This is a genomic window from Nocardia yamanashiensis NBRC 100130 (assembly GCF_001613325.1).
Taxonomy (GTDB): Bacteria; Actinomycetota; Actinomycetes; order Mycobacteriales; family Mycobacteriaceae; genus Nocardia; species Nocardia yamanashiensis.
The window spans coordinates 210,820-233,067 of sequence record NZ_BDCD01000004.1 but is presented as its reverse complement, the minus strand read 5'-3'; the positions used below and the strand labels follow the sequence as shown (position 1 = coordinate 233,067).

The window sequence follows — 22,248 nt, the reverse complement described above, 5'->3', positions numbered from 1 at the left end:
TGGTTCCGGTCTCGTGCTGAGTTCGCCACACAGTCCGGCTAATTGGAGAGTCACTGTGCGGGGGCGGTTGGTGGCGAAGGATCCGGTCTATCGGGAGTATCTGGTGACCACGGAAGTCGAAGAGCAACCTGCGCATTGGTTGCAGTACCACGACGGGCAATGGGCGCCGGTTTGGGAGGACGGGCGTGTGGGAGATCCGGTTAGAGACGGTTTTGCAATGCCTGCCAGGCGTCCGTCAGCGGGAGTGGCTTTCCCTGCTCGCTCGGCACGATCGTCACCCCGTACCGGCTGAGGTTGGTCAGGACTTCCTGGATCGGTGGGAAGCTCATCTGGGCGTCGCTCGAATAAGGCACGGCGACAATCGGTTTCCGTAACCCCACGGCCTCGACCAATAGGCCGAGTGGCAGGGTGTCGGAGATACCCGCAGCCCATTTCGCGGCCGAGTTGCAGGTGAGTGGGGCGACGATCATGGCGTCGGCGGGTGGGAGTAGGTCCGGGGTGCCGGGTTGCTTGTATTCGCTTCGCACCGGCCAGCCGGTCTTGGCCGACAAGTGGTCGGTGTCGATGAAGCGGCGGCCTGACGGGGAGGCGATCACGCACACGTTCCAGCCGTCTGCCTGCGCCATATCGACGAGTGCCTCGATCTCCGGTGCCCTCGATGAGCCGGTGACGATCGCGTACAGGACCGGTGCTCCCTGCTGGTTCATACCAACAGCATGAGTTATCGACTCCTCGGGGCGTTTCTCAGATGACTGCCTGCGGGGCGCGATCGGGTTTGATACGGTGCGCCGAGAGGTGTGCTGGGCAGGGATTGGATTTCGTCATGGGGATCAGCGTTATCGACCGCGGGAACTATGACGACGACCGGCAGCCGAATGTTTCCGTCGCGGTTTCGGTGACGGTGAATGTGAGTTCGCAACCGCTGCACCAGGAATCGAGTTACACGGTCTCGGCCTCACCGCCGCAGGAGGAGTACCCGCCGCTCGCGCTGGTCACCTCCCAGCCGGTGTCCTCCAGCCCGAACGTGGTCATGACCTTGGACGGCGGCAATCTCCCGTCCCGGCTGGAGTTCGCCAACGACTGGAGCAGCCGGGTCCCGGCGAAAGAGGTCGGCCGCGAACTGTACGACGCCTACTCGCAGGCCCTGTCGGAACTCGGCGGCCGCCACTCGGAGGCGTACGTTTCCTCCCGCGGCTGGTCCCTGTCTCCGCGCGAGCAAGCGATCATGCTGCTGGAAAGCTCCACCTGGCACAAATACTGCCGAGTCCAGGACGAATTGCTCTCCGACGGCGACTATCTCGTTCGCGGAGCCGCCACCCAATACTCCAAAGCCGTCGTCGCCGTCGCGGGAAACCGCGAGTCGATCCATTCGATCACGGTCTCCCCACTCTGGCACGGCTGCGCCTACCCCAACGCCATCGAAGCCGAAATCCTCTGGTGCGCAGACCGAATCCGCGCCATGCGGCCCAAATTCAGCGCCAAACGCGACTGGACCCGCTACTCCGACGCCGAGATCTTCGAACTACACCGCCGCCACCGCCACCAGCTGATCGGCGAAAGCGCGTACTGAGAGGGCTCAGTTGAACATGCCGGGTTCGTAGGTGCCGGCGGGGACTCGGGCTATTACGTTCAGGCGGTTGAAGGTGTTGATGAGGGCGATGGCGGCTATGAGGGTCGCGGATTGTTCTTCGTCGAAGTGTTTGCGGATGGCGGACCAGGTTTCGTCGGAGACGCCCGGGTGGGTGTCGGCGAGGCGGGTGCCTTCTTCGGTGAGGGCGAGGGCGGCGCGTTCGGCGTCGGTGAAGACGGTGGCTTCGCGCCAGGCGGCTACCAGGTTGAGGCGGGTGGGGGTTTCGCCGCCGGCGGCGGCGTCTTTGGAGTGCATGTCCACGCAGAAGCCGCAGCCGTTGATTTGGCTGGCTCGGAGTTCGACCAGGTGCAGGAGGTTTTCGGGGACGTTGGATTGGTGGAGCAATTGGGCCGCGCCGACGATTCGCTTGTAGAGCTTGCCGCCGATGTCGGTTGTCATCAGGTTCATGCGGGGTTCCATGGGGTGCCCTTCGGTCGGGTGCCGCGTGGGGCGCGGCATCGGTACCTCATGAAGACACCGCGGACTTCGCGGGTGTGACAACCGACTTCACGGCCGGGAACTATTGGGCGGCGGTTCCGTCGGCGACGAGCGCTTGGTGGCGGCGTTGTTCCAGCTCGATGAATCCGTCGATCATGGTGGTGTAGACCTGCTCGACCAGGTCGGGCGCCACACCGTGCTCCTCGGCGAGCTCGCGCAGGCGGACCATCATGCGGGCGCGGCGGTCGGGTGCGCGGACCTCGTCGGGATTGCGTTTGAAGGTGGCGGCGCGGAAGACCAATTGCTGCCGGGCGCCCAGCAATTCGACGATCTGGGCGTCGATGGCGTCGATCCGGGTGCGGACTTCTTCGAGAGACATGTGCCTCGATACCTTTCGATTCGAGGCTGCCCGGCGCGCATCAGCCGGCGGATGTGGCGTACGGCTGCTGCTACCAGGCAGCCGATACGCGTGCGCGAGTCAGGACTGCCGGAACTCCGGCCACCACCACGACTGCGCCATGAACATCACGCCAGGATCAAACCACACCCCCGAGAGCGGTGCACCACGGCGGGTCGATCAAACGCCCAGAGCCAGGGTCACGTTGTGCCCGCCGAAGCCGAAGGAATTGGTGAGGGCGTACCGGAGCTGTTGCAGGCGTGGGGCTTTCGCGACCACATCCAATTCGATGCCGTCGTCGTGGTGTTCGAAGTTCAGCGTGGGCGGGACGATCTGCTGCCGCAGGGTCCGCAGAGTGAGGATGGCTTCCAGCGCACCGACCGCGCCGATGGAGTGCCCCAGCGCGGACTTCGGTGCGTACACCGACGCCCCGGGCGTGACAGCGGTGATCGCCTTGGCCTCGGAGATATCGCCGATGGGAGTCCCGGTGGCGTGCGCGTTCACATGGTCGATATCGGCCGCCGAAAGCCCCGCCGTCGCAATGGCCTTGCGCATGGCCCGCGCCGCACCGTCACCATCGGGCGCGGTACCGGTGATGTGATAACCGTCCGACGTGATTCCGGCCCCGAGCACCCGCCCCAGAATCTCCGCACCCCGCCCCCGCGCATGAGCCTCGGACTCCAGCACCAGCAGCGCCCCCGCCTCCCCGAACACGAACCCGTCCCGATCCCGGTCGAAAGGCCGCGAGGCCCGCTCGGGTTCGTCATTGCGGGTACTCATGGCCCGCATCATGGCGAAACTGGCGATCGGCACCGCGTCGATATGCCCTTCCACACCGCCCGCCACCACCACATCGGCCTCCCCAGTACTGATCAACCGCCACCCGTGCGCGATCGCCTCCGACCCGGACGCGCACGCCGAAACCGGCGCGTACACCCCGCCTTTCGCGCCGATCTCCAACCCGATGGTGGCCGCCGACCCGTTCGGCATGACCATCGGCACCGTCATCGGCGGCACCTTCCGATAACCCCCGGCCCGCATCGAATCCACCGCGTGAACCAGCGATTCCCCGCCCCCGAGCCCTGTCCCCACCGCCACCGCCAGCCGTTCCGGATCGACCGGCGGCTGCCCGGCCTCCGCCCACACCCGCCGCGCCAGCACCAGCGCCAGCTGCTGCACGAACGACATCCGCCGCTGCTCGATCCGCGTCAGCTGCTCCCCCGGCGGCGCGACCAGCTTCCCGCCGATCCGCACCGGCAGGTCGTGCTCGGTGACGAACGAATCGGTGAGCGCGCGAATCCCGCTGTCCCCGGCCAGCAATCGCGCCCAGGTCGTGTCCAGGTCCGCGCCCAGACAGGTGGTCGCGGACATCGCGGTCACCACCACACCGGTTTCTGTACCACTTGTTACACCCATGCCGACATGGATACCTGTACCAACCGCTACAGTCAACCTGTGCCCCGACCCCTCGACCACGCCCGCCGCGCCGATCTGCTCGCCGGCGTCATCGCCTATATCGCCGAATACGGCCTGGCCGAACTGTCCCTGCGCCCGCTGGCCGACTACCTCGGCACCAGCTCCCGCATGCTCATCCACTACTTCGGCACCAAGGAGCAGATGCTGGTGTCCGCCTTGGAAACCCAGCGCCCCGATATCGCCGCCCTCTTCGGCGACGTCGATTCCCCGCACCTGCTGCGCGCCCGCCTCGCCGGATCGTTCGAGGTCAATACCGCGGGCGCCGGCGCGACCAGCCTCCGAGTCCTGCTCCAGGTGCTCGGCGCGGCCGTCGTTCCGCGCAGCCCGTTCCAGTCGTACGCCGAATCGGCCATTCACGTCGTGGTCGACGCCCTCACCGAGGCGCTCCGCCGCATCGACCCCGATATCGCCGATCCGCAGGCCGCCGCCACCCTGCTGGTCTCCGGCGTGCGCGGCCTCATCCAGGACTGGTGGATCACCGGCGACACCGATCGCGTCACCCGCGCCGTCGACCTGCTGGTCGCCCAGGCCGTCCGCTAGCCACTGGCTACGCTGCTCGAATGCAGACCGAGCAGCGGTTGATCGACACGGTGGCGTGGGTGCGGATCGAACACGGCAAGATCCTGTGCGCCCGCCCGCGCGGCAAGGACGTCTTCTATATCCCGGGCGGCAAAAGGGAAGGCGCGGAATCGGATCTGGAGACCCTGGTCCGCGAGATCCGTGAGGAACTGACCGTCGAGCTGACCCCGGCGTCGGTCGCGCACGTCGGCACCTACGAGGCCCCGATCCCGGGCGCGGTCGTCCGAATGGCTTGCTACACCGCCGATTACCTCGGCGCCCTGGCCGCCAGCAGTGAGATCGAAGAGGTCGCCTGGTTCACCTACGCCGACCGCGACGAGGTCCCGCCGGTGGACCAACTCCTGTTCGACGATCTTGCCGCCGCCGGCCTGCTGTCCCGCTAACTGAAACAAGTTGTTGACCCCTGCCGAGGGGTAGGCGTCGCGACTCTGGCCTGAATGTAGAACATGTTCTAGTGTGGTGGGCACAACATTCCAGTGCCGGAAAGTTCAGAGGAGCCCACTGCACCATGCGTACCGAGATTTGTGATCGCCTCGGCATCGACGTACCGATCTTCGCCTTCACCCACTGCCGCGACGTCGCGGCCGCGGTGAGCAATGCGGGCGGCCTGGGCGTGCTCGGCGCTGTCGGCTTCACCGCGGAACAGCTCGAAGTCGAGCTCCAGTGGCTCGACGAGCACGTCACCGGCGTGTACGGCGTCGACCTGGTCATCCCCTCCAAGTACGAGGGCAAGGGCGTCGACGGCCTGTCCCCCGAGGAGCTGGAATCCAAGCTGGGCGAGCTGGTTCCGCAGGGGCACCGCGACTTCGCCGAGAAGCTGCTCAACGACCACAATGTCCCGCACCTGCCGCCGGAGGAGCACCACAACCAGCTGCTGGGCTGGACCGCCACCACGGTCGCCCCGCAGATCGAGGTCATTCTCAAGCACCCCAAGGCCAAGCTGGTCGCCAACGCCCTGGGCACCCCGCCCGATGACGTGATCAAGCAGATCCAGGACTCCGGCCGCCTGATCGGCGCGCTGTGCGGTTCGGTCAAGCACGCCCTCAACCACAAGAACGCCGGCCTGGACTTCGTCGTCATGCAGGGCACCGAGGGCGGCGGCCACTGCGGCGAGGTCTCCTCGGTGGTGCTGTGGCCGCAGGTCATCGATGCTATCGGCGATATGCCCGCCCTGGCCGCCGGCGGTATCGGCAACGGCCGTCAGGTCGCCGCCGCCATGGCGATGGGCGCGGCGGGCGCGTGGACCGGTTCGCTGTGGCTGACCGTCGAGGAGGCCAACGTGCCGCCCGCGCAGATGCAGACCTACCTCGATGCCACCAGCCACGACACCGTGCGCTCGCGCTCCTGGACCGGCAAGCCCTGCCGCATGCTCAAGAACGACTGGACCGAGGCGTGGGAGCGCGACGACACCCCGAACCCGCTGCCCATGCCGCTGCAGATGATGGTGGCCTTGGACGGCGTCAAGCGCGGCCACCGCTACCCGGAGCAGGCCAAGGACGTGAACTTCAATCCGGTCGGCCAGGTGGTCGGCCTGATGAACAAGGTCGAGCGTTCCGCCGATGTGGTGCAGCGCCTGATCACCGAGTACCTGGAGGCGTGCGAGCGCCTCAACAAGCTCAACAACGCGTAGCCCTCGGATCCACAGGCGCGTCGCACCGGCGCGCTACCGTGGGATGATGGCGAACCTACAACCGGCAGTGCGGTCCGCGTATTACGCGGTGCTCGCACTGCCGGTTGCTTTCGCGCCCACCGGGGTTCGCGCCCGCGTGACGCGCCGGACGCTGCGCATTCCCTTCGCCTCGAACTCCCCCGGCTGGTTCCGCGCCGCCGCGCACACGGCGCTCGCCGCCGCGATCGGACTGGTCGCCTGGTTCGCGGTCTTCCTGGCCCTGGTGGCGGCGGTGCGCGGCATCGCCTACCCGCTCGTCGCGGCGGGCGATTACGAACATTCCTGGGGCGGCCCCACTTTGGCGGGCGCCTGGGCGGTGCACGCCCTGCTCGGCGTCGGCATGCTCCCGCTCTGGTTCCTGCTGCTGGCCGGAATCGGCATGCTGCAAAGGCAACTCGCCCGGCGGTTGCTCACCCGCACCGGACCCTGGTGGCCGGTGCCCGTCGCGGCGCTGGCTTTCCTCGGCGCAATCGCCTTCTTCATAGCCTGGCTGCATCAGATCTGACGACTCGCCGGGCGGTTCGCCGCGCCACGCCGAAATCCGCTGTGACTCCGTTGTTCTCGATCTTGACGAAGCTCACTATGTAAGTAACGCTGTGTTCGCCGTGGACCGAGTGGTGTGAGACCCGTCTCCGAACCCGCGGCGTAACTTGCTGTTTCGGGTAGTGGATTGCGACGGTGGTCGGGATATGTTGCAGAAGAAGCCGTCAAGCCTCACCAAGATGCTCGGAGCCATCGGCTCGGGCCTCTTCGTCATCGTGCTGATAGTCGTCGCCGCGTTGCTGAACAAATCGGGCGATTCGTCGAAAACGGTCCCGGGCCAGACCAATCCGACCGTGGCGGGCTCGGCCACCGAGGTCAAGGCGCTGCTCGGCAAACTCAAGGTCGCCGACGAATTGCCGATGACCGGCTACAGCCGCGAACAGTTCCCGCACTGGGACACCAACAAGCCCGAACACGGATTCGGCGACCAGTACGCCCAATACAGCAAATGCACCACGCGCGAGGTCATGCTGCTGCGCGATGCCTCCGGCTCGGTCAAACTCGATGCCACCACCTGCAAGTTCACCATGGGCAAGGACGGCGGCTGGCAGGACCAGTACGGCGTGCCGGACAAGAAGACCAACGGCCTCAAGCCGTACAAGTTCATCACCGACTCCGCCGGCGTGGACGTCGATCACATTGTGGCGCTGGCCGAAGCGTGGCGTTCCGGCGCGGCCAAGATGGACGAGGACACCCGCCGCAATATCGCCAACGACGCCATCAACCTGGCCGCCTCGGACCCGACCGCCAATCGCTCCAAGGGCGACCAGGATCCGTCCACCTACCTTCCGCCGGGCAATTTCCGGTGTGGCTATATCGCGCACTACCTCCAGGTGAAAGTAAAGTACGGCCTGAACGTCGATTCCAAAGAGCAGACCGCACTCAAGACAGCCGTGCAGGACTGCGTCGATAGAGGAGGGTTCAAGTAGACGCCATCGTCGAGATCCACAGCGCGGCAGCCGTGATGACCCAGGAGGAGGGCACGGTTTCCGGAGCTCTCGACGTGAAGCTGGACCCGACCGGCCACGGCCTGGTCCGCTACCGCGGCACCGCGACCTGGTACACCATCGGCAATCTGGACGACGAGGAACCCCGCACCTGGGAAGCCGTCGAGGACCTGGCGGCCGCCATCGAGAAGGACAGCGGCACCCGCGACAGCTTCGGCAATGTCGTGGTCTTCGAGGCCTGAGACCGATACGAAAATCCCTGCCACGCGATCGCGGCAGGGATTTTCCCGTTTCGGTTACTTCTCGGCCGCGCGCAACGACTCCGCGCGTAGGCGCACGCCTTCGGTCATGCTCCCGAACCCCTTGCGCAGCGCCCCGCCCAGCAGTCCGCCGACCACCGGGCTCAACGGCCCCTCGAGCTGGAAGTGCGAGTCGTACCGCGTCTTGCCGTCGGCCAGCGCGGTCACCGTATGCGACCGCTCGCTGCGCAACACCCCCAGCGGGGCCGGCTTCATGGCATAGCTGAACTCTTTGCCCGGGGTGTGGCTGCGGATGTACTCCCGCTGCGCCTTCGGGTTCGGCCCCACCAGCCGCACCTGCATGTCGATCGGCGAACCCGGTTCCAAGGTGGTCGAGCAGGCGGGCACGAAGGGGTTCCACTCGCCGTAGCTGTCCACGTCGGTGAGCACCTGCCACACCAGATCGCTGGGCGCGTCGATCTCTACGCTGTAGTCGATGACAAAGGTCATGAGGGCACAATACTGACACCCGTTCCAACCCCGCATCCGGGCGGCCGACTCAGGGTATGCACCGAGGCCGCGTAGCTCTCGCGGGCGATCCGGCCTGCCGGTCCGGCTCGTACGGTCGATCCATGACGGAGGGCAAGGCGGTCGAATCGGTGCCGCGGCTGGTCGAATTGGATGTACTGCGCGGCTTCGCGCTCGGCGGGATCCTGCTGGTGAACATCAGCGTCATGTCGGGGCCCGACTTCCCGGACGGCGCGGTGCTGACCGTGCTGGACGCGTTGTTCCACAACAAGTTCTATGTGCTGTTCTCGTTCCTGTTCGGGTACTCGCTGACGCTGCAGTTCCGGGCCGCACAGCGGGCCGGGGTGAGCGGGCGGGCGCGGACCGTGCGCCGGTGCCTGGCATTGATGGCGCTCGGGGCGGTGCACGCGGTGTTCTTCTTCATCGGTGACGTGCTTTTCAGCTACGGGGTGATCGGGCTGGTTCTGTTGCTGCTGAGCCGGTTACGGCCGCGGGCGGCGGCGTGGACGGCGACCGGATTGCTCGGGTGCGCCGCCATTGCGATGACCGTGTTCGTGCTGCTGGCCGACAACGATGGCGGCGCGGGCGATTCCGGTGAGCACACGCGCGAACTGGAGATCATGCGCGCGGGCTGGGGCGAGGCGGCGGCGTGGCGATGGGAGGTGTTCAGCGACAGTCTGCCGCTGCACATGCTGTTCGCGATGGTGGCGGTGCTGCCGCTGTTCCTGTTCGGCCTGGCCGCCGGAAAGGCACGCCTGCTGGAGGATCCGGCGCGGTATCTGCCGTGGCTGCCGCGGGTGCAATGGATCGGGTTCGGGGTGGGCGGTCCGGTATCGGTGCTGAACGCGGTGTTCCATTGGCCCGTGCTCGCCGGGGTCGGAGTGATCACCGCGCCGCTGCTGTCCGCCGCGTACGCCGCGACTCTGCTTCGCGCAGTGCACGCGTGGCCCAGGGTGGCCGAGGTCTTCGCCCCCGCCGGGAAGATCGCGGCCACCACCTACATCAGCCAGTCGGTCATCACCTCGATCATCTTCACCGGCTACGGATTCGCCCTCGCCGGACGCCTGGACGACTGGGCGGTGGTGGCTGTCGCGCTCGGCATCTACGCCGCGCAGCTCTATCTGGCCCGGATCTACGTGCGCCGGCACCGGTACGGTCCCGTCGAATGGGTGCTGCGGGCGGCGACCTACGGTCCGAGGCAGTTCCGCCGGACGCCGACTACTGTCGATTCGTGACCTTCGCCGAGCGTTTTCCGCTGCTGCACACGCCCACTCGCTGGGAATGGGGTGGCCTCGATGTCCAGTTCTCGACCGAGCTGCCGCACGACGACCTGGTCACCAATATCCATGTGGTGAGCTTCGTGGGCGATCGCATCGTGCTCTGCCGTGACGACCGCGATGTCTGGTTCATTCCCGGCGGCACCCGCGAGGCGTCGGAATCGGTGCTGGACTGTGTGATTCGGGAACTTCGCGAGGAGGCCGGCGCCGAACTGGCCGGTCCGCTGCACTGGTTCGGCGCGCATTACGGGACCAGTGACCATGCCGAGCCGTATCAGCCGTGGCAGCCCCATCCGCACAAGGCGTGGCTGTGGTGCACGGCCGAGGTGGCGCTCACCTCCGCGCCGACCAATCCCGATGACGCCGAGCACGTGCTGGAAGTCGGCGCGTTCCCGCTCGCGGAAGCCGTCGTCCGCGCAGCCACCGACGGCCCGCACATGCCCGAACTGCTCACGCTCGCCGCGGAACTGCACGCGGGGCGATGATCACGGGCACAGGGCATGGCCGAGCAAGCTCATCATGTCCGGCTGCTCCTCGGGCTGCTCGGTGAGCGCGATGGTCACCGCACGGCCTTCCTTGGTGGCGTACGCATAGGTGAGAAACCCCGTGATACCGCCAGTGTGCCCGTAGAAGCGAGTGCCACAGGACAGCTGGGCGGTGCCGACACCGATGCCGTAGCTGAAATCGGTTTCCGGAATGCGCGATTCGGCGGTCAGCATGTCGCCGAGCTGAGCCTGCGCCACGATATGCCCGGCCAGTAGTGCGAGGTAGAAGCGGTTGAGATCGGCCCCGGTGGAGACGAGCGCCCCGGCCGCCCACGGAAGCGACGGTTCGGACAGCGTGACATCGGTGCGCACCCCGTCGATGGTGGCGTAACCGTGCGGGTGCGGCCCGCGAATGTCGTGCTCCCCGGTGGGAGGCAGATATGTGTTCGTCAGCTGGTGAGGAGTCAGGATACGACCCGCGAGTTCCTCGGAATAGGCGCGCCCGGTGACCTTTTCGATGATCATGCCGGCCACGATGTAGTTGGTGTTCGTGTACTTGTAGGTCGCGCCGGGCGCGAACTGGGCCGGATTGCGCAGGGCCAGCGCGACTTCCGCGGCGGGCGTCTGCGTACGCGATTCGAGCGCGGCCCGGTATTCGTCGATCTCGGGTGCGTCACTGAATTCGGGCAGGCCGCTGCGATGCTGAAGGATCTGGCGGACGGTGATAGTGCGACCATCCACTCCCTGGCCTCGGAGCAGGCCGGGCAGATAGGTGTCGACGGGTTCGTCCAAACGCACCCGGCCTTCGTCGACCAGCTGGAGCATGATCGCTCCGACAAAGGATTTGGAGACGCTGCCGACCCGCACCTGCTGGTCGGGGGTGGCCGGAATGGGCGCGCCGGTGCCGCGATCGGCGACGCCGGCGGTGAGCGTCACCGTCTGCCCGTTCTCGGTGACGGTCGCGATCGCGCCGGTGACGCCGGACTTCACCAGAGCGTCGATATCGCGCTGGACGTCCTGAATTCGCTTGGCGGACACCGCCGCCGGGGCCGTCACACTGGTAGGTGTACTGCTGTCGTGCACGGTGGCGCAACCTGTCACGGTCAGAATGACGAGGATGCCCAAGATCGGCAGGAATCGCATGCCTCGACGCTAGGGATCAGCCCACCCCGAGACATCCGGACATCCCCTGAATCCGGCCCTGAGATCGGCGGCCGGTCAATCGTTCCGGATGCCTAGTTTCTTCCGCCCGAGCGCCCGGGCCACGTGCTCGGCTTCTCCGTCGAGTTCCGGGGTCGGCAGCCCGTCGAACATGGACACCACGATGTCGTCGCCATCGTTCTCCCAGGTGCCGGTGATCCGGCCGTCCACCACCACCAGCGGCGAGATCCAGCCCGCCGCCCGGCTGACCTTGGCTCGATGGTCACCCGGAAGCAGCACCGTGTCGTTGGTTCCCGGCCCCAGCACGTACTGATCGAACGGGCCGAGCAATCGCACCGAGTGCGCGGGTTTCGTCGCGGCCAATTCCCCGGCGTGCTCGGTGAGCACGAACCCCGACCGGCCTTCCACGTCCACCTCGGTCAGCCGGTCCCCGAGATCCGAGAACCACCGGCGCACAGTCTTCTTCGACAGGAAGCCCCGGAACATCCAGGCGTTGAACGTCTCCGGCGTGGACGGCCCGTACGCGCCGAGATAGGCGGCGATGACCGCGGGCGCGGCGGCATCGGGATCCGGAATCCCGGACCAGCCGGGTATCACCTGCGCCGGACTCGCGAAGGTCACCGAGGTGCCCTGCGCCGGACCGTGGCACAACGCCCCCTGCCAGGCCAGCGGCTTGAGCATCGAACCCCAGCCGGACCGCAGATGCTCCTCCATCGGATGGAACCGGGGCTCGGCCAGAATCGCGGACACCAGCTCGTCGCGGGTGAGCACCGCGCCGTCCAGAATCTCCCGCACCGCCGCGACCAGCGCCGCCACATCCTCCGGCGTGGCGCCCGAAACCTTGGTCCACGCCGGCTTCTCCCAGGTGCGTGCCGAGGCCATCACCGAGAGCACGCTCGGCGCGAGATCCGGGGTGAGCGCGTGCAGCGTGCCGCGCATGGCCCAGGTCTTGATCAGCCGGCCTTCGTTCAGCGCCGCGACCACCGCACCCGGCTCACCGGTCGAACGGCGCAGCGCCACAGCGGTTTCCGCGGCCGAGGTGACCTGTGCCTGCACCCCGCACAACCGGCGCGCGATCGTCACGGCATCATCGCCGTCGCGCGGATCGACGAACTGCCGCCGCATCCGCCAGGCGAACACCTGATCCCACGAAACCCGCACCACGCCTCCGATACCCATCCCGTTCTGTCGGTGCCCACCTTACGACCGGGCACCGACAGCCCCGGCAATCGGCGCGAATATCTCAGAGGCGTTCGATGACGGTGGCGTTGGCCAGCCCGCCCGCCTCGCACATGGTCATCAGCCCGTACCGCCCGCCGGTCTGCTCCAGGTGATTGACCATGGTCGCCAGAATGCGCGTCCCCGAAGCGCCCAGCGGATGCCCGAGCGCGATCGCCCCGCCGCGCGGATTCAGCTTCGCCGGATCGGCGCCCACCTCGTGCGCCCACACCAGCGGCACCGGCGCGAACGCCTCGTTCACTTCGTAGGCGTCGATGTCGTCGATGCTCAGCCCGGCCCGCGCCAGCACCTTGCGGGTCGCCGGGATCACCGCGGTCAGCATGAGCAGCGGATCGTCACCGGTCACCGCGAAGGAGTGGAACCGCGCCCGCGGCTTCAGCCCCAGTGCCGCCGCCTTCTCCTCGCTCATGATCAACGCCGCCGACGCGCCGTCGGTGAGCGGCGACGAATTGCCCGGCGTGATGGACCATTCGATCTCCGGGAACCGCGCCTTGAACTCGGCGTCCTCGAACGCCGGCCGCAACCCGGCCAGCCCTTCCACCGTGGTGGTGGGCCGGATGGTCTCGTCCGCGGTCAGCGTGCCCGCGGCCACCAGCTCGTTGTCGAAACCGCCGGCCGCCGCGGTCTCGGCCGCCAGCCGATGCGAGCGCGCCGCGAACTCGTCGAGCGCGGCCCGGTCGAACTTCCAGCGCGCCGCGATGACCTCCGCCGAGATGCCCTGCTGCACAAGCCCGTTCGGGTAGCGATGCGCGATGGGCCCGCGATTGGCGTCCTTGCCCTGCGCGTTGGAGAACATCGGCACCCGCGACATGGACTCCACGCCGCACGCGATGGCCACGTCGTAGGCGCCCGCGATCACGCCCTGCGCCGCGAAATGCGCCGCCTGCTGCGAGGATCCGCACTGCCGGTCGACGGTGGTGGCGGGCACGGCCTCGGGGAAACCGGCGGCCAGCACCGCGGTTCGTGAGATGTTGAACGCTTGCTCGCCGCTCTGTGTGACGCAACCGCCGATCACATCATCGACAATGGCCGGATCGATCCCGGTGCGCTCGACCAGCGCCGACAACGCGCCGGAGAGCAGCGTCGCGGGGTGTACTTCCGACAGTCCACCACCGGATTTCCCCTTACCCGACGGGGTGCGTACGACGTCGACGATGACGGCGGAGGTCATGGCAACTCCTTGTTCGTTCCCTGCGACCGGATGAGAATTCCGGTTAACATCAGCACTGTACCGCACGTCGGCGCTCAGCTTCCGCTCATGTCGAGGTTGCTAGCCTGTTGCCATGAATCCGGCCAAGGATGATTCGAGCACGCCCTTCTGGGACCTGGAAATGCGGCTGTCCGCGGTGTTGTCGGTGCTCGCGGGCTATATCGGCGCCGCCGCGTATGTGCATTCGATCGGCTATTTCGTCACCTTCATGACCGGCAATACCGAGCGCGCCGTCATCGGCAATTTCACCGGCGACCACACCCTGGCGCTCGGTGCGGCGACCATCATCCTGTGCTTCCTGATGGGCGTTTTCGTGGCGTCGCTGTGCCGCCGGTACTGGTGGACCAATCACCCGCACGGCGCGACCGTGCTGACCACCATGGCATTGATCGTGGCGTCGATCGTGGATATCGCCCTGGGTGAGAAGAGCATCGGTCTCGCGCCCATCCTGCTGGTGGCCTTCGGAATGGGCGCGCTGAACACCTCGTTCGTGAAGAACGGCGAGGTTTCGATTCCGGTGAGTTATGTGACGGGCACGCTGGTGAAGCTGGCGCAGGGTGTGGAACGCCATCTGGTCGGCGGCGGCACGGTCCGCGATTGGGCGGGATACGCCCTGCAATATTTCTCGTTCGCGCTCGGCGCGCTATTCGGCGGCCTGGTCAGTCTGGTGGTCGCCGGCGACGACATGCTCGGTGCGGCCGCATTGGGATCGGCCCTGGTCGCGGCCTATACCTGGCGTGCGGATATCCGCTGGGTGAAGCGGCAGATCAAGCGCGAGGCGGTGGAGGTCGAATGAGGGTGAATTGCGTCGGTGATCACAGGCGCGCAACACCTGGCAAATAAACCGCAATACAGTCTGACGTCGGCCTACCCTGACGAACATGACAACCAGCAAAGAGGAAGTTACGGAAGGGCCGGTGCATGCCCTGGCCCGCAGCGCCTGGCAGTCGATATTGGTCACCGGCATCCTCTCGGTGGTGCTGGGCATCCTGATTCTCGCGTGGCCGGGCAAGACCCTGCTCGTCGCGGGCATCCTCTTCGGCATCTACCTGATCGTGTCCGGTGTTTTCGGGCTCATCGCCGCGTTCGGCACGCACATCAGCGCCGGCATGCGGATTCTGGCGTTCGTCAGCGCGATCCTGTCGCTGATCCTGGGTTTCCTGTGCTTCCACGACTGGCGGGATCAGGGCGAGGCGACCGCCGTTCTGCTGCTTGCCATCTGGATCGGCATCAGCTGGATCTTCCGCGGCGTGTCCTCGCTGATCGTCGGCCTGTCGGCGGACGGCATGCCGGGGCGCGGCTGGGCCATCTTCTTCGGCATCGTGCTGATCATCGGTGGCGGCTGGCTGATCGCGGTGCCGTTCACCTCGATCCTGACCCTGACCCTGGTGGCGGGCTGGTGGCTGATCTTCCTTGGCATCATGGAGATCGTCAGCGCGTTCCAGGTCAAGAGCAACACCAAGGATGTCCCGAAGGCGCTCTGAGCGTTCCCGATCCATCCACCGGCGGTCGTCCCACTACGGGACGGCCGCCGGTTTCACGTTTCAGCGCAAGCGCTTCGGTCGCTTGTCCATCAGCCGCAGGATCAGCGGCGTGAAGATGAGCTGCATGGCCAGATCCATTTTCCCGCCCGGCACCACGATGGAATTGGGCCGCGACATGAACGAATCGTGCAGCATCGACAGCAGATACGGGAAGTCGATCACCTTCGGATCGGCGAACCGGATCACCACGAAACTCTCGTCGGCGGTCGGAATGGTGCGCGCGGTAAAGGGATTCGAGGTGTCCACGGTCGGCACCCGCTGGAAGTTCACGTAGGTCCGCGAGAACTGCGGACAGATATGCTTCACGTAGTCGGGCATGCGCCGCAGGATGGTGTCGATGATGGCCTCGTCGTCGTACCCGCGTTCGTTGCGGTCGCGGTGCACCTTCTGAATCCATTCCAGATTCACGATCGGCACCACCCCCACCAGTAGATCGGCATGTCGCGCCACATCGATATCGCCGCTGGTCGCCGCTCCGTGCAGGCCCTCGTAGAAGAGCAGATCCGAACCCGGCGACAATTCCTCCCACGGGGTGAACGTGCCCGCCGGCTGTCCGTACGGTTTGGCTTCGTCGTCATCGTGCAGGTATTTGCGTACCGCCCCCACCCCGGTCTCCCCGTAATCGCGGAACAGGGTTTCGAGTTCGCTCAGCAGATTCGCCTCCGGCCCGAAATGCGAGAAGGTCAGGTTGCGTTGCTGCTCGGCCTCGGCCATGGCCAGTTTCATCTCGTTGCGGTCGTAGCGATGGAACGAATCCCCTTCCACGATGGCCGCGTTGATTCCCTCGCGGCGGAATATCTCCTGGAAGGTCCGCGTGACGCTGGTCGTCCCCGCACCGGACGACCCGGTGATCGCGACCACGGGATGTTTGACCGACATGGCACCTCCTCGATTGCCGGACAACGGTTCTGGCGAACCGCGAACTCTGTGTCCCCGAACTTCAGTGCCCCGCCGAACGGAACAGCGATCGCGAACCGAACAGCGAGGCGTCGAAACTCGGGCCCTCGTCCGGCTGGCGGTGATAGCGCTCGATGCGCTCGACCTCGTTGCGGGAGCCGAAGATGAACGGGATCCGCTGATGCAGTTCCTCGGGCTGCACGTCCAGCACCCGCTCATGCCCGGTAATGGCCGCTCCCCCGGCCTGTTCCACCACGAAGGCGATCGGATTGGCCCCGTACAGCAGCGAGACCCGGCCCGGACGCGCCGGATGCCGGGTATCGCGCGGGTACATGTACAGCCCGCCGCGGGTGAGGATGTGGAAGGTGTCGGCGACCAGCGAGGCCACCCAGCGCATATTGAAATCCCGCCCGCGCGGCCCGTCCACGCCCTCCAGGCATTCGTGCACGTAGCGGCGCACCGGGCGCTCCCAGAAGCGTTCGTTGGCGGCGTTGATGGCGAATCCCGAAGTGTCCTCCGGGATTCGCATGCGCGGATGGGTGAGCACGAACGCGCCCACCTCCCGGTCCAGGGTGAACCCGTCCACGCCATTGCCGGTGGTGAGCACCAGCATGGTCGCGGGCCCGTACAGGGTGAAGCCCGCGCACACCTGCCGCACGCCCGGTTGCAGGAAGTCCGCGGCGCCCGGTTCGCCATTGTCCTCCGGCGCGCGCAGCACACTGAAAATCGTTCCGACGGGCAGGTTCACGTCGATATTGCTGGAACCGTCCAGCGGATCGAAGGTGAGCAGGTATTTACCGCGCCGGTACTCGCCCGGCACCGCGTGAAAGCCGGCGAGCTGCTCGGAGACCAGCGCGCACAGCAACCCCGTCCACTGCGATTCGGCCACCATGATGTCGTGCGCGATGGCATCCATCTTGCGGTGCACCGTGATCGGCAGATTCCCCGCTTCCGAGGCGCCGAGCGACCCCACGATCGCGCCCCTGGTCACCTGATTGGCGATGATCTTGGTCGCGGTGGCGAGCACGTTCAGCAGCGCGGAGAACTCTCCGGAGGATCCGGGATGCCGATGCTCCTGCTCGATGGTGTAGCGGGTGAGGGTCTTCAATCCTTCGGGCATACCTGCTCATTTCCTCATCCGGAAGCCCCCTCGTCCGCGGGGGCATCGGCGAACACACTGCTGCCGTAGACGTCGCTGTCCGTCAGGGTGATCAGATCGGTTCGGCTCACCGGCCGATGGAGTTCGACCAGGCGCTTGGCCTGGCGCAGGCGGCAGCGGTCCAGTGCGTTGCGGACGCTGCGGGCATTGGCGAACCGCGGCCTGGTCATGCGCAATTCCAGGTACTGCGAGAATGCCTGCGCCGCCGCCGGATCGAAGTGGAAGTTCTCCTGCCGCACCATGAGCTCGGCGATCGCCAGTAGTTCGCCGTGGGTGTAGTCGGGGAACTCGATGTGATGCGCGACCCGCGACGACAGGCCCGGATTGGCGGAGAAGAACGTCTCCATCCGGTCCGGATAGCCGGCGAAGATGACCACCAGGCTGGTGCGCTCGTTCTCCATCTCCTGCAACAGGATCTCGATGACCTCCTGCCCGTAGTCGCGTTCGTTCTCCGGCCGGAACAGGTAGTACGCCTCGTCGATGAACAGGACGCCCCCGGCGGCTCTGGCGAGGGCTTCCTTGGTCTTGGGCGCGGTATGGCCGATGAACTGGCCGACCAGATCGTCACGAGTGACGGTGTGCACCTTGGGTTTCCGGATGTAGCCCAGGGCGTGCAGCATCTCGGCCATGCGCAGCGCCACCGTGGTCTTGCCGGTGCCGGGACCGCCGGTGAAGCTCATATGCATGGTGGGCCGGGTGGCCTGCAGGCCGAAACGCTGGCGGGCGCGGTCGATGAGCAGCAGCGCCGCGATCTCCCGCACCCGGCGCTTCACATTGGCCAGGCCGACCAGTTCGGCGTCGAGCCGGGCCAGGGTGTCCTCGACGTCCTTGCCCGCCACATCCGTGGACAGGTCGAGCATCGCGTCGTCGGGCAGCGGAGTCAGGTGGCCGGCCGCCTCGGGATCCTCCGATCGGGGACCCGCGGCGGCCGTACCGCGCACCGGCGCGAGGCTCGTGGCCCCGGGCCGATGCATCTGGAACCCACTCGCCGGACGGCCCGGTGCAGGTCCGCGGCCGTCCGTTGCCGCGGGGTGTTCCGCGCTCACGATAAACCTCCGCCTCCGAGACGCATTCAGCCGCCGTACCTTTCACCCGGACGCGCGTCCTGGGCATAGGAGTGGAACCCGTAGTGCTGGCGGCGGTCGTCGGTGTCGAATCGATTCAGCCGGAAGCCGGGCTCGTTCGCCGGGCGCTGCACGATGAAGCTCAACGCCGTGGTCTGGCGCCCGTAGGAGGCGTCGTAGGCGTTCACGCGAATGTAGTGGTGCGGGAACGTGGCCCGGCAGGCGTTGATCTCGGCGAGCACGCCGTCGGGTTCGTCGAGATCGAACAGCGGCAGGCCCCACATCTCCCAGTACACATTGCGAGGGTGCGGATCATCGGTGTATTCGATGCTCACCGGCCAGTTGTTGAGCAGCGCGTAGCGGACCTGGGCGGCGATCTCGGTGTCGTCGAGATCGGGCAGGTGCGAGAAGGTGCCCTGACGCAAATGCATGGCGATTTCCTGACTTTGACTGGACGCGGCGGTCAGCGGGTGGCCGTGGGCACGGCGTCGGGGGCGTCGGTGGAGGTGTAGTCGAAGGTGACATCACCCCAGACGTCGAGGGCGACCTGTAGCGGGCGGCAGGTCTCGGCGGCGCGCCGCAGCATGTCCGGACCCTCCTTGAGCAGATCGCGACCTTCGTTGCGGCCCTTGACGACTGCCTCCGCGGCCACCCGGTTGGCTTCCGCGCCCGCAGCGATCCCCATCGGATGGCCGATGGTGCCGCCGCCGAACTGGAGAATGACGTCGTCGCCGAACAGGTCCAGCAGCTGATGCATCTGCCCCGCGTGGATACCGCCGGAGGCCACCGGCATCACGCCCGGCAGGCTCGCCCAGTCCTGGTCGAAGAAGATGCCGTTCTGCGGATTGGCCGGAACGTAGCCGTCGCGCAGGGTGTCGTAGAAGCCCTTGACCGTGTGCGGATCGCCCTCGAGCTTGCCGACCACCGTGCCCGCGTGCACGTGATCCACGCCGATCAGCCGGCACCACTTGGCCAGCACCCGGAAGCTCACCCCGTGCGTCTTCTGCCTGGTGTAGGTGGAATGCCCGGCCCGGTGCAGGTGCAACAGCATGCCGTTGCGGCGGGCCCACTTGGCCATGGACTGCATGGCGGTGTAGCCGACCGTCAGGTCCATCATGATGATGACGCTGCCCAGGGACTTGGCGAACTCGGCGCGCTCGTACATGTCCTCCATGTCCGCGGCGGTGACATTGAGGTAATGCCCCTTCAGCTCACCGGTTTCGGCGATGGCGCGGTTCACGCCCTCCATGGCGAACAGGTAGCGATCCCGCCAGCGCATGAACGGCTGCGAGTTGATGTTCTCGTCGTCCTTGGTGAAATCCAGTCCGCCCTTGCAGGCTTCGTAGACGACCCGGCCGTAGTTACGCGCCGACAAACCCAGTTTGGGTTTCACCGTGGCGCCCAGGAACGGGCGGCCGTATTTGTTGAGATATTCCCGTTCCATAACGATTCCGTGCGCCGGACCCTGAAAGGTCTTGACGTATGCCACGGGAATACGCATATCCTCCAGCCGCAATGCCTGTAACGGTTTGAACCCGAATACATTGCCGATGACCGAGGACGTGAGATTGGTGATCGACCCCTCCTCGAAGAGATCGAGATCGTATGCCACATAGGCGAAGTACTCCCCCGGCCGACCCGGCACCTCGTCCACCCGGTAGCACTTGCCCTGGTAGCGGTTGTGCGCGGTGAGGCGATCGGTCCACACCACCGTCCAAGTGGCCGTGGAGGATTCGCCCGCCACCGCCGCGGACGCCTCCACCGGATCGACGCCCTTCTGCGGCGTCACCCGGAACACGGCGAGCACATCGGTGTCCTTGGGTTGATAGTCCGGCGCGTAGTATCCCATCGAGGCATACGTCTGCACACCCGGATCCCACCGGCCGCGCCCGTTCTGGTCATCGACAGCTCCGGCCATCATTCCTCCTGCGAAGCGGGTTGGGCCACTTGTGATTCCAAGGATGACGGCGGCGTTAACCACAAACAATTGGATAATTCCTGGTCTTCCTCAACCTTTTAGTCGAGTTTGCTACCGTCTGAAGATGGGTACGGTGAGCGCGGTCCGCATGGAAACTTTCCTCGCCGTAGCCCGCCACTCGAGCATTCGCCGCGCCGCCGCACAGCTGCACATCACCGAAGCCGCGGCCTCGGCGGCGGTCGCGCACATCGAAAAACAGCTGGGCGCCAAACTGATCGCGAAATCCGGTCGCGGCATCGCATTGACCGAGGCCGGGCGCGTGTACGCCGACTACTGCCGCAGCATCCTCGGCCTGATGAAGGAGGCGCACGCCGCGGTCCGGGAGGCCGAGACCGGCCGCCTCCGCATCGGCGTGGTGGCCACCGCCGGCGAGTACGTCCTGCTGCGCCTGCTGGCGTCCTTCCGCACCCGCTACCCGGACATCGAACTGGGCCTGTCCATCCAGCCCCGCGACGTCCTGTTCCTCGAATTGACCCACCACGAAACGGATCTCGTCGTCGCGGGCCGCCCACCCCGCGACACCGGCCTGGTCACCCGCGCCCGCCGCCCCAGCCAACTGGTCGTCGTAGGCGCACCCGACCGCTGGCCCGACCCCTTCGAAGCCACCTGGCTCCTGCGCGGCGCCGGCTCCGGCACCCGCGACACCACCCTCGCCCTCTTCGACCGCCTCCAAATTCGCCCGCCCACACTGACTCTCGGCACCCACGGCGCCGCCCTGGCCGCCGCCCGCGAAGGCCTCGGCATCACCCTCATCCACTCCGACGCCATCGAGACCGACCTCGCCAGCGGCCGCCTCGAAGTAATCACCCTAGAAGGCACCCCCCTCACCCGCCCCTGGCACGCCGTCACCACCCGCACCCCCACCCCCGCCGCCCGCCTGTTCCTCACCCACATCGTGAACCCCGCCGAAGTGGGCGAGAACGCCTTCGAACTCGAAGGCACCGACAGACGCGCCCGCGCGTAGCTAGGCTGTCGGCGGCGCGGGCCGTGCTGTGGCGGTCCACGGAATGAGCACGAGCAGGAGGGCGGCTGCGGCGCCGATCGTGATGTAGGTGACCTGTGGGCGGGTGGCGGTGTCGTCGCCTACTGCCAGTGCGAGGGCGACGTTGATTGCCCAGTGGCCGGTGGTTGCGGTCAGGATGCGCTGGCGGGCTGTGCCGTTGGCGAGGTAGCCGAGTAGGGCGGCGAACAGGACGGCGGCGGTGAAGAAGGACAGGGCGACCACCAGGCCCTGGGTGTAGGCCTGTACATGCCAGAGGGCCCAGGTTGTTCCGGTGATCAGTACGGCGAAGAGACGGTTGACGCGGGATTCCAGTATTGGTTGCATGAAGCCGCGCCAGCCGGTTTCCTCGCCGAGTGCGCCGAGGGCTTGTAGCAGGGCGAAGACCACGAAGGGTGCGCCGCCGAGGGGGTGCGGGCCGAACAGGGGCTGGTCGTCCAGGAGGAGGGCGATCGCCACGGTTGTTCCGATTATTGCTGCTGCGACGAGGGTGGAGAGCAGGCCCGCGAGCACCCAGCGGCCGGCGACCGGTGCGGGGAGCGAGGCGCGGAGTGCTTGTCGCCGCTTGGTTCCGATGATCAGGAGTGTGGTCGGTACCGCCAGTGCGGGGCCGAACTGGACCAATGACAGTGTCGCGGCGTCGATTCCCGTATGGGGTTGCGCCGCGACCAGCAGGCCGCTGAAGGTGAGAGCCAGCAGCGCGTAGAGCGCGATCGGGATCGCTGTGCGCCATCTGAGGTTCTCGACTGCGGCAGCACCCGTTGCTTCGACGCTCATCGGTTCACACT

26 protein-coding genes are annotated in these 22,248 nt (G+C 66.7%); 12 read left to right on the top strand and 14 right to left on the bottom strand.

The features are described 5' to 3' along the window. Window positions 1-200: 200 nt before the first annotated feature. Entirely contained in the window at window positions 201-707 is a 507-nt protein-coding gene (locus tag NY1_RS04835; RefSeq protein ID WP_067708809.1) for a flavoprotein, read from the bottom strand. Between the two features lie 116 nt (window positions 708-823). Here NY1_RS04835 and NY1_RS04830 point away from each other — a divergent pair, with 116 nt between their 5' ends. Beyond that, window positions 824-1,570: a hypothetical protein gene (locus NY1_RS04830; RefSeq protein WP_157762038.1), complete on the top strand. Its 747-nt coding sequence runs from the start codon at window positions 824-826 to the stop codon at window positions 1,568-1,570. A gap of 6 nt (window positions 1,571-1,576) precedes the next feature. On the opposite strand, the gene NY1_RS04825 is transcribed toward NY1_RS04830, so the two are convergent. The 3 genes from NY1_RS04825 to NY1_RS04815 all read right to left on the bottom strand — a co-directional run bounded on the left by NY1_RS04825 (window position 1,577) and on the right by NY1_RS04815 (window position 3,881). After that, window positions 1,577-2,050, bottom strand: a complete 474-nt coding sequence (locus NY1_RS04825; protein WP_067708805.1) for a carboxymuconolactone decarboxylase family protein — start codon at window positions 2,048-2,050, stop codon at window positions 1,577-1,579. Between the two features lie 100 nt (window positions 2,051-2,150). After that, window positions 2,151-2,447 (bottom strand): chorismate mutase, encoded by a 297-nt coding sequence (locus tag NY1_RS04820; protein WP_067708804.1) that lies wholly within the window; start codon window positions 2,445-2,447, stop codon window positions 2,151-2,153. A 198-nt stretch (window positions 2,448-2,645) separates the two neighbouring features. Beyond that, window positions 2,646-3,881 carry a KasA/KasB family beta-ketoacyl-ACP synthase gene (locus tag NY1_RS04815; protein WP_067708796.1) on the bottom strand — a complete coding sequence of 412 codons (1,236 nt, stop codon included), beginning with the start codon at window positions 3,879-3,881 and terminating at the stop codon, window positions 2,646-2,648. A gap of 39 nt (window positions 3,882-3,920) precedes the next feature. On the opposite strand from NY1_RS04815, the gene NY1_RS04810 reads away from it, so the two are divergent. The 6 genes from NY1_RS04810 (at window position 3,921) to NY1_RS04785 (ending at window position 7,921) form a co-directional block, all read left to right on the top strand. Further along, entirely contained in the window at window positions 3,921-4,481 is a 561-nt protein-coding gene (locus tag NY1_RS04810; protein ID WP_067708927.1) for a TetR family transcriptional regulator, read from the top strand. Between the two features lie 20 nt (window positions 4,482-4,501). After that, window positions 4,502-4,903 (top strand): NUDIX hydrolase, encoded by a 402-nt coding sequence (locus NY1_RS04805; RefSeq protein ID WP_067708793.1) that lies wholly within the window; start codon window positions 4,502-4,504, stop codon window positions 4,901-4,903. Window positions 4,904-5,028: 125 nt separating this feature from the next. Then, window positions 5,029-6,150 (top strand): NAD(P)H-dependent flavin oxidoreductase, encoded by a 1,122-nt coding sequence (locus tag NY1_RS04800; RefSeq protein WP_067708790.1) that lies wholly within the window; start codon window positions 5,029-5,031, stop codon window positions 6,148-6,150. Window positions 6,151-6,196: 46 nt separating this feature from the next. Next, window positions 6,197-6,694: a hypothetical protein gene (locus NY1_RS04795; protein ID WP_233434206.1), complete on the top strand. Its 498-nt coding sequence runs from the start codon at window positions 6,197-6,199 to the stop codon at window positions 6,692-6,694. 184 nt (window positions 6,695-6,878) lie between these two features. Further along, the gene (locus NY1_RS04790; protein WP_067708784.1) at window positions 6,879-7,661 is read left to right on the top strand and encodes an HNH endonuclease family protein; all 783 of its coding nucleotides are present in this window, start codon (window positions 6,879-6,881) and stop codon (window positions 7,659-7,661) included. A gap of 35 nt (window positions 7,662-7,696) precedes the next feature. Further along, window positions 7,697-7,921, top strand: coding sequence for a hypothetical protein (locus NY1_RS04785; protein WP_067708781.1), 225 nt, complete (start codon window positions 7,697-7,699; stop codon window positions 7,919-7,921). 54 nt (window positions 7,922-7,975) lie between these two features. On the opposite strand, the gene NY1_RS04780 is transcribed toward NY1_RS04785, so the two are convergent. Next, window positions 7,976-8,428 (bottom strand): SRPBCC domain-containing protein, encoded by a 453-nt coding sequence (locus NY1_RS04780; RefSeq protein WP_067708775.1) that lies wholly within the window; start codon window positions 8,426-8,428, stop codon window positions 7,976-7,978. A gap of 122 nt (window positions 8,429-8,550) precedes the next feature. Here NY1_RS04780 and NY1_RS04775 point away from each other — a divergent pair, with 122 nt between their 5' ends. Continuing rightward, window positions 8,551-9,681 (top strand): DUF418 domain-containing protein, encoded by a 1,131-nt coding sequence (locus tag NY1_RS04775; RefSeq protein WP_067708772.1) that lies wholly within the window; start codon window positions 8,551-8,553, stop codon window positions 9,679-9,681. Next, on the top strand, window positions 9,678-10,208 hold the full coding sequence (locus NY1_RS04770; protein ID WP_067708770.1) for an NUDIX hydrolase: 531 nt from the start codon (window positions 9,678-9,680) through the stop codon (window positions 10,206-10,208). The genes NY1_RS04775 and NY1_RS04770 overlap by 4 nt, the downstream gene beginning before the upstream one ends. On the opposite strand, the gene NY1_RS04765 is transcribed toward NY1_RS04770, so the two are convergent. The 3 genes from NY1_RS04765 to NY1_RS04755 form a co-directional block, all read right to left on the bottom strand. Next, window positions 10,209-11,351, bottom strand: a complete 1,143-nt coding sequence (locus NY1_RS04765; RefSeq protein WP_067708768.1) for a serine hydrolase domain-containing protein — start codon at window positions 11,349-11,351, stop codon at window positions 10,209-10,211. It abuts the gene before it with no gap. 75 nt (window positions 11,352-11,426) lie between these two features. Further along, entirely contained in the window at window positions 11,427-12,548 is a 1,122-nt protein-coding gene (locus tag NY1_RS04760; RefSeq protein WP_067708764.1) for a winged helix DNA-binding domain-containing protein, read from the bottom strand. A 64-nt stretch (window positions 12,549-12,612) separates the two neighbouring features. Further along, window positions 12,613-13,779 (bottom strand): thiolase family protein, encoded by a 1,167-nt coding sequence (locus NY1_RS04755; RefSeq protein ID WP_067708761.1) that lies wholly within the window; start codon window positions 13,777-13,779, stop codon window positions 12,613-12,615. A gap of 112 nt (window positions 13,780-13,891) precedes the next feature. Between NY1_RS04755 and NY1_RS04750 the strand changes: the two genes are divergently transcribed. Next, window positions 13,892-14,614, top strand: coding sequence for a YoaK family protein (locus NY1_RS04750; protein WP_067708757.1), 723 nt, complete (start codon window positions 13,892-13,894; stop codon window positions 14,612-14,614). Between the two features lie 85 nt (window positions 14,615-14,699). Continuing rightward, the gene (locus tag NY1_RS04745) at window positions 14,700-15,302 is read left to right on the top strand and encodes an HdeD family acid-resistance protein (protein WP_067708754.1); all 603 of its coding nucleotides are present in this window, start codon (window positions 14,700-14,702) and stop codon (window positions 15,300-15,302) included. A gap of 60 nt (window positions 15,303-15,362) precedes the next feature. On the opposite strand, the gene NY1_RS04740 is transcribed toward NY1_RS04745, so the two are convergent. The 5 genes from NY1_RS04740 to NY1_RS04720 all read right to left on the bottom strand — a co-directional run bounded on the left by NY1_RS04740 (window position 15,363) and on the right by NY1_RS04720 (window position 20,400). Then, window positions 15,363-16,241 (bottom strand): phosphoribulokinase, encoded by an 879-nt coding sequence (locus tag NY1_RS04740; RefSeq protein WP_067708751.1) that lies wholly within the window; start codon window positions 16,239-16,241, stop codon window positions 15,363-15,365. 61 nt (window positions 16,242-16,302) lie between these two features. Continuing rightward, window positions 16,303-17,379 (bottom strand): class 1 fructose-bisphosphatase, encoded by a 1,077-nt coding sequence (locus tag NY1_RS04735; RefSeq protein WP_067708748.1) that lies wholly within the window; start codon window positions 17,377-17,379, stop codon window positions 16,303-16,305. Window positions 17,380-17,393: 14 nt separating this feature from the next. Next, window positions 17,394-18,359, bottom strand: a complete 966-nt coding sequence (locus tag NY1_RS04730; protein ID WP_233434205.1) for an AAA family ATPase — start codon at window positions 18,357-18,359, stop codon at window positions 17,394-17,396. A gap of 131 nt (window positions 18,360-18,490) precedes the next feature. Further along, a complete protein-coding gene (locus tag NY1_RS04725; RefSeq protein ID WP_067708744.1) occupies window positions 18,491-18,913 on the bottom strand; it encodes a ribulose bisphosphate carboxylase small subunit in 423 nt (140 codons plus the stop codon). A 32-nt stretch (window positions 18,914-18,945) separates the two neighbouring features. Then, window positions 18,946-20,400, bottom strand: coding sequence for a form I ribulose bisphosphate carboxylase large subunit (locus NY1_RS04720; RefSeq protein WP_084534656.1), 1,455 nt, complete (start codon window positions 20,398-20,400; stop codon window positions 18,946-18,948). Window positions 20,401-20,524: 124 nt separating this feature from the next. On the opposite strand from NY1_RS04720, the gene NY1_RS04715 reads away from it, so the two are divergent. After that, window positions 20,525-21,424: a LysR family transcriptional regulator gene (locus NY1_RS04715; protein ID WP_233434204.1), complete on the top strand. Its 900-nt coding sequence runs from the start codon at window positions 20,525-20,527 to the stop codon at window positions 21,422-21,424. On the opposite strand, the gene NY1_RS04710 is transcribed toward NY1_RS04715, so the two are convergent. Next, the gene (locus NY1_RS04710; RefSeq protein WP_067708739.1) at window positions 21,425-22,237 is read right to left on the bottom strand and encodes a CPBP family intramembrane glutamic endopeptidase; all 813 of its coding nucleotides are present in this window, start codon (window positions 22,235-22,237) and stop codon (window positions 21,425-21,427) included. Between the last annotated feature and the right edge of the window lie 11 nt (window positions 22,238-22,248).

Excerpts from the sequence above, each read along its gene's own strand:
- NY1_RS04775 (WP_067708772.1), top strand. The coding sequence starts at position 8,551 with ATGACGGAGGGCAAGGCGGTCGAATCGGTGCCGCGGCTGGTCGAATTG.
- NY1_RS04800 (WP_067708790.1), top strand. The coding sequence starts at position 5,029 with ATGCGTACCGAGATTTGTGATCGCCTCGGCATCGACGTACCGATCTTC.
- NY1_RS04790 (WP_067708784.1), top strand. The coding sequence starts at position 6,879 with ATGTTGCAGAAGAAGCCGTCAAGCCTCACCAAGATGCTCGGAGCCATC.
- NY1_RS04825 (WP_067708805.1), bottom strand. The coding sequence starts at position 2,050 with ATGGAACCCCGCATGAACCTGATGACAACCGACATCGGCGGCAAGCTC.
- NY1_RS04750 (WP_067708757.1), top strand. The coding sequence starts at position 13,892 with ATGAATCCGGCCAAGGATGATTCGAGCACGCCCTTCTGGGACCTGGAA.
- NY1_RS04725 (WP_067708744.1), bottom strand. The coding sequence starts at position 18,913 with ATGCATTTGCGTCAGGGCACCTTCTCGCACCTGCCCGATCTCGACGAC.
- NY1_RS04745 (WP_067708754.1), top strand. The coding sequence starts at position 14,700 with ATGACAACCAGCAAAGAGGAAGTTACGGAAGGGCCGGTGCATGCCCTG.
- NY1_RS04735 (WP_067708748.1), bottom strand. The coding sequence starts at position 17,379 with ATGCCCGAAGGATTGAAGACCCTCACCCGCTACACCATCGAGCAGGAG.
- NY1_RS04820 (WP_067708804.1), bottom strand. The coding sequence starts at position 2,447 with ATGTCTCTCGAAGAAGTCCGCACCCGGATCGACGCCATCGACGCCCAG.
- NY1_RS04835 (WP_067708809.1), bottom strand. The coding sequence starts at position 707 with ATGAACCAGCAGGGAGCACCGGTCCTGTACGCGATCGTCACCGGCTCA.
- NY1_RS04720 (WP_084534656.1), bottom strand. The coding sequence starts at position 20,400 with ATGGCCGGAGCTGTCGATGACCAGAACGGGCGCGGCCGGTGGGATCCG.
- NY1_RS04765 (WP_067708768.1), bottom strand. The coding sequence starts at position 11,351 with ATGCGATTCCTGCCGATCTTGGGCATCCTCGTCATTCTGACCGTGACA.
- NY1_RS04785 (WP_067708781.1), top strand. The coding sequence starts at position 7,697 with ATGACCCAGGAGGAGGGCACGGTTTCCGGAGCTCTCGACGTGAAGCTG.
- NY1_RS04740 (WP_067708751.1), bottom strand. The coding sequence starts at position 16,241 with ATGTCGGTCAAACATCCCGTGGTCGCGATCACCGGGTCGTCCGGTGCG.
- NY1_RS04755 (WP_067708761.1), bottom strand. The coding sequence starts at position 13,779 with ATGACCTCCGCCGTCATCGTCGACGTCGTACGCACCCCGTCGGGTAAG.
- NY1_RS04805 (WP_067708793.1), top strand. The coding sequence starts at position 4,502 with ATGCAGACCGAGCAGCGGTTGATCGACACGGTGGCGTGGGTGCGGATC.
- NY1_RS04815 (WP_067708796.1), bottom strand. The coding sequence starts at position 3,881 with ATGGGTGTAACAAGTGGTACAGAAACCGGTGTGGTGGTGACCGCGATG.
- NY1_RS04710 (WP_067708739.1), bottom strand. The coding sequence starts at position 22,237 with ATGAGCGTCGAAGCAACGGGTGCTGCCGCAGTCGAGAACCTCAGATGG.
- NY1_RS04715 (WP_233434204.1), top strand. The coding sequence starts at position 20,525 with ATGGGTACGGTGAGCGCGGTCCGCATGGAAACTTTCCTCGCCGTAGCC.
- NY1_RS04830 (WP_157762038.1), top strand. The coding sequence starts at position 824 with ATGGGGATCAGCGTTATCGACCGCGGGAACTATGACGACGACCGGCAG.
- NY1_RS04760 (WP_067708764.1), bottom strand. The coding sequence starts at position 12,548 with ATGGGTATCGGAGGCGTGGTGCGGGTTTCGTGGGATCAGGTGTTCGCC.
- NY1_RS04795 (WP_233434206.1), top strand. The coding sequence starts at position 6,197 with ATGGCGAACCTACAACCGGCAGTGCGGTCCGCGTATTACGCGGTGCTC.
- NY1_RS04780 (WP_067708775.1), bottom strand. The coding sequence starts at position 8,428 with ATGACCTTTGTCATCGACTACAGCGTAGAGATCGACGCGCCCAGCGAT.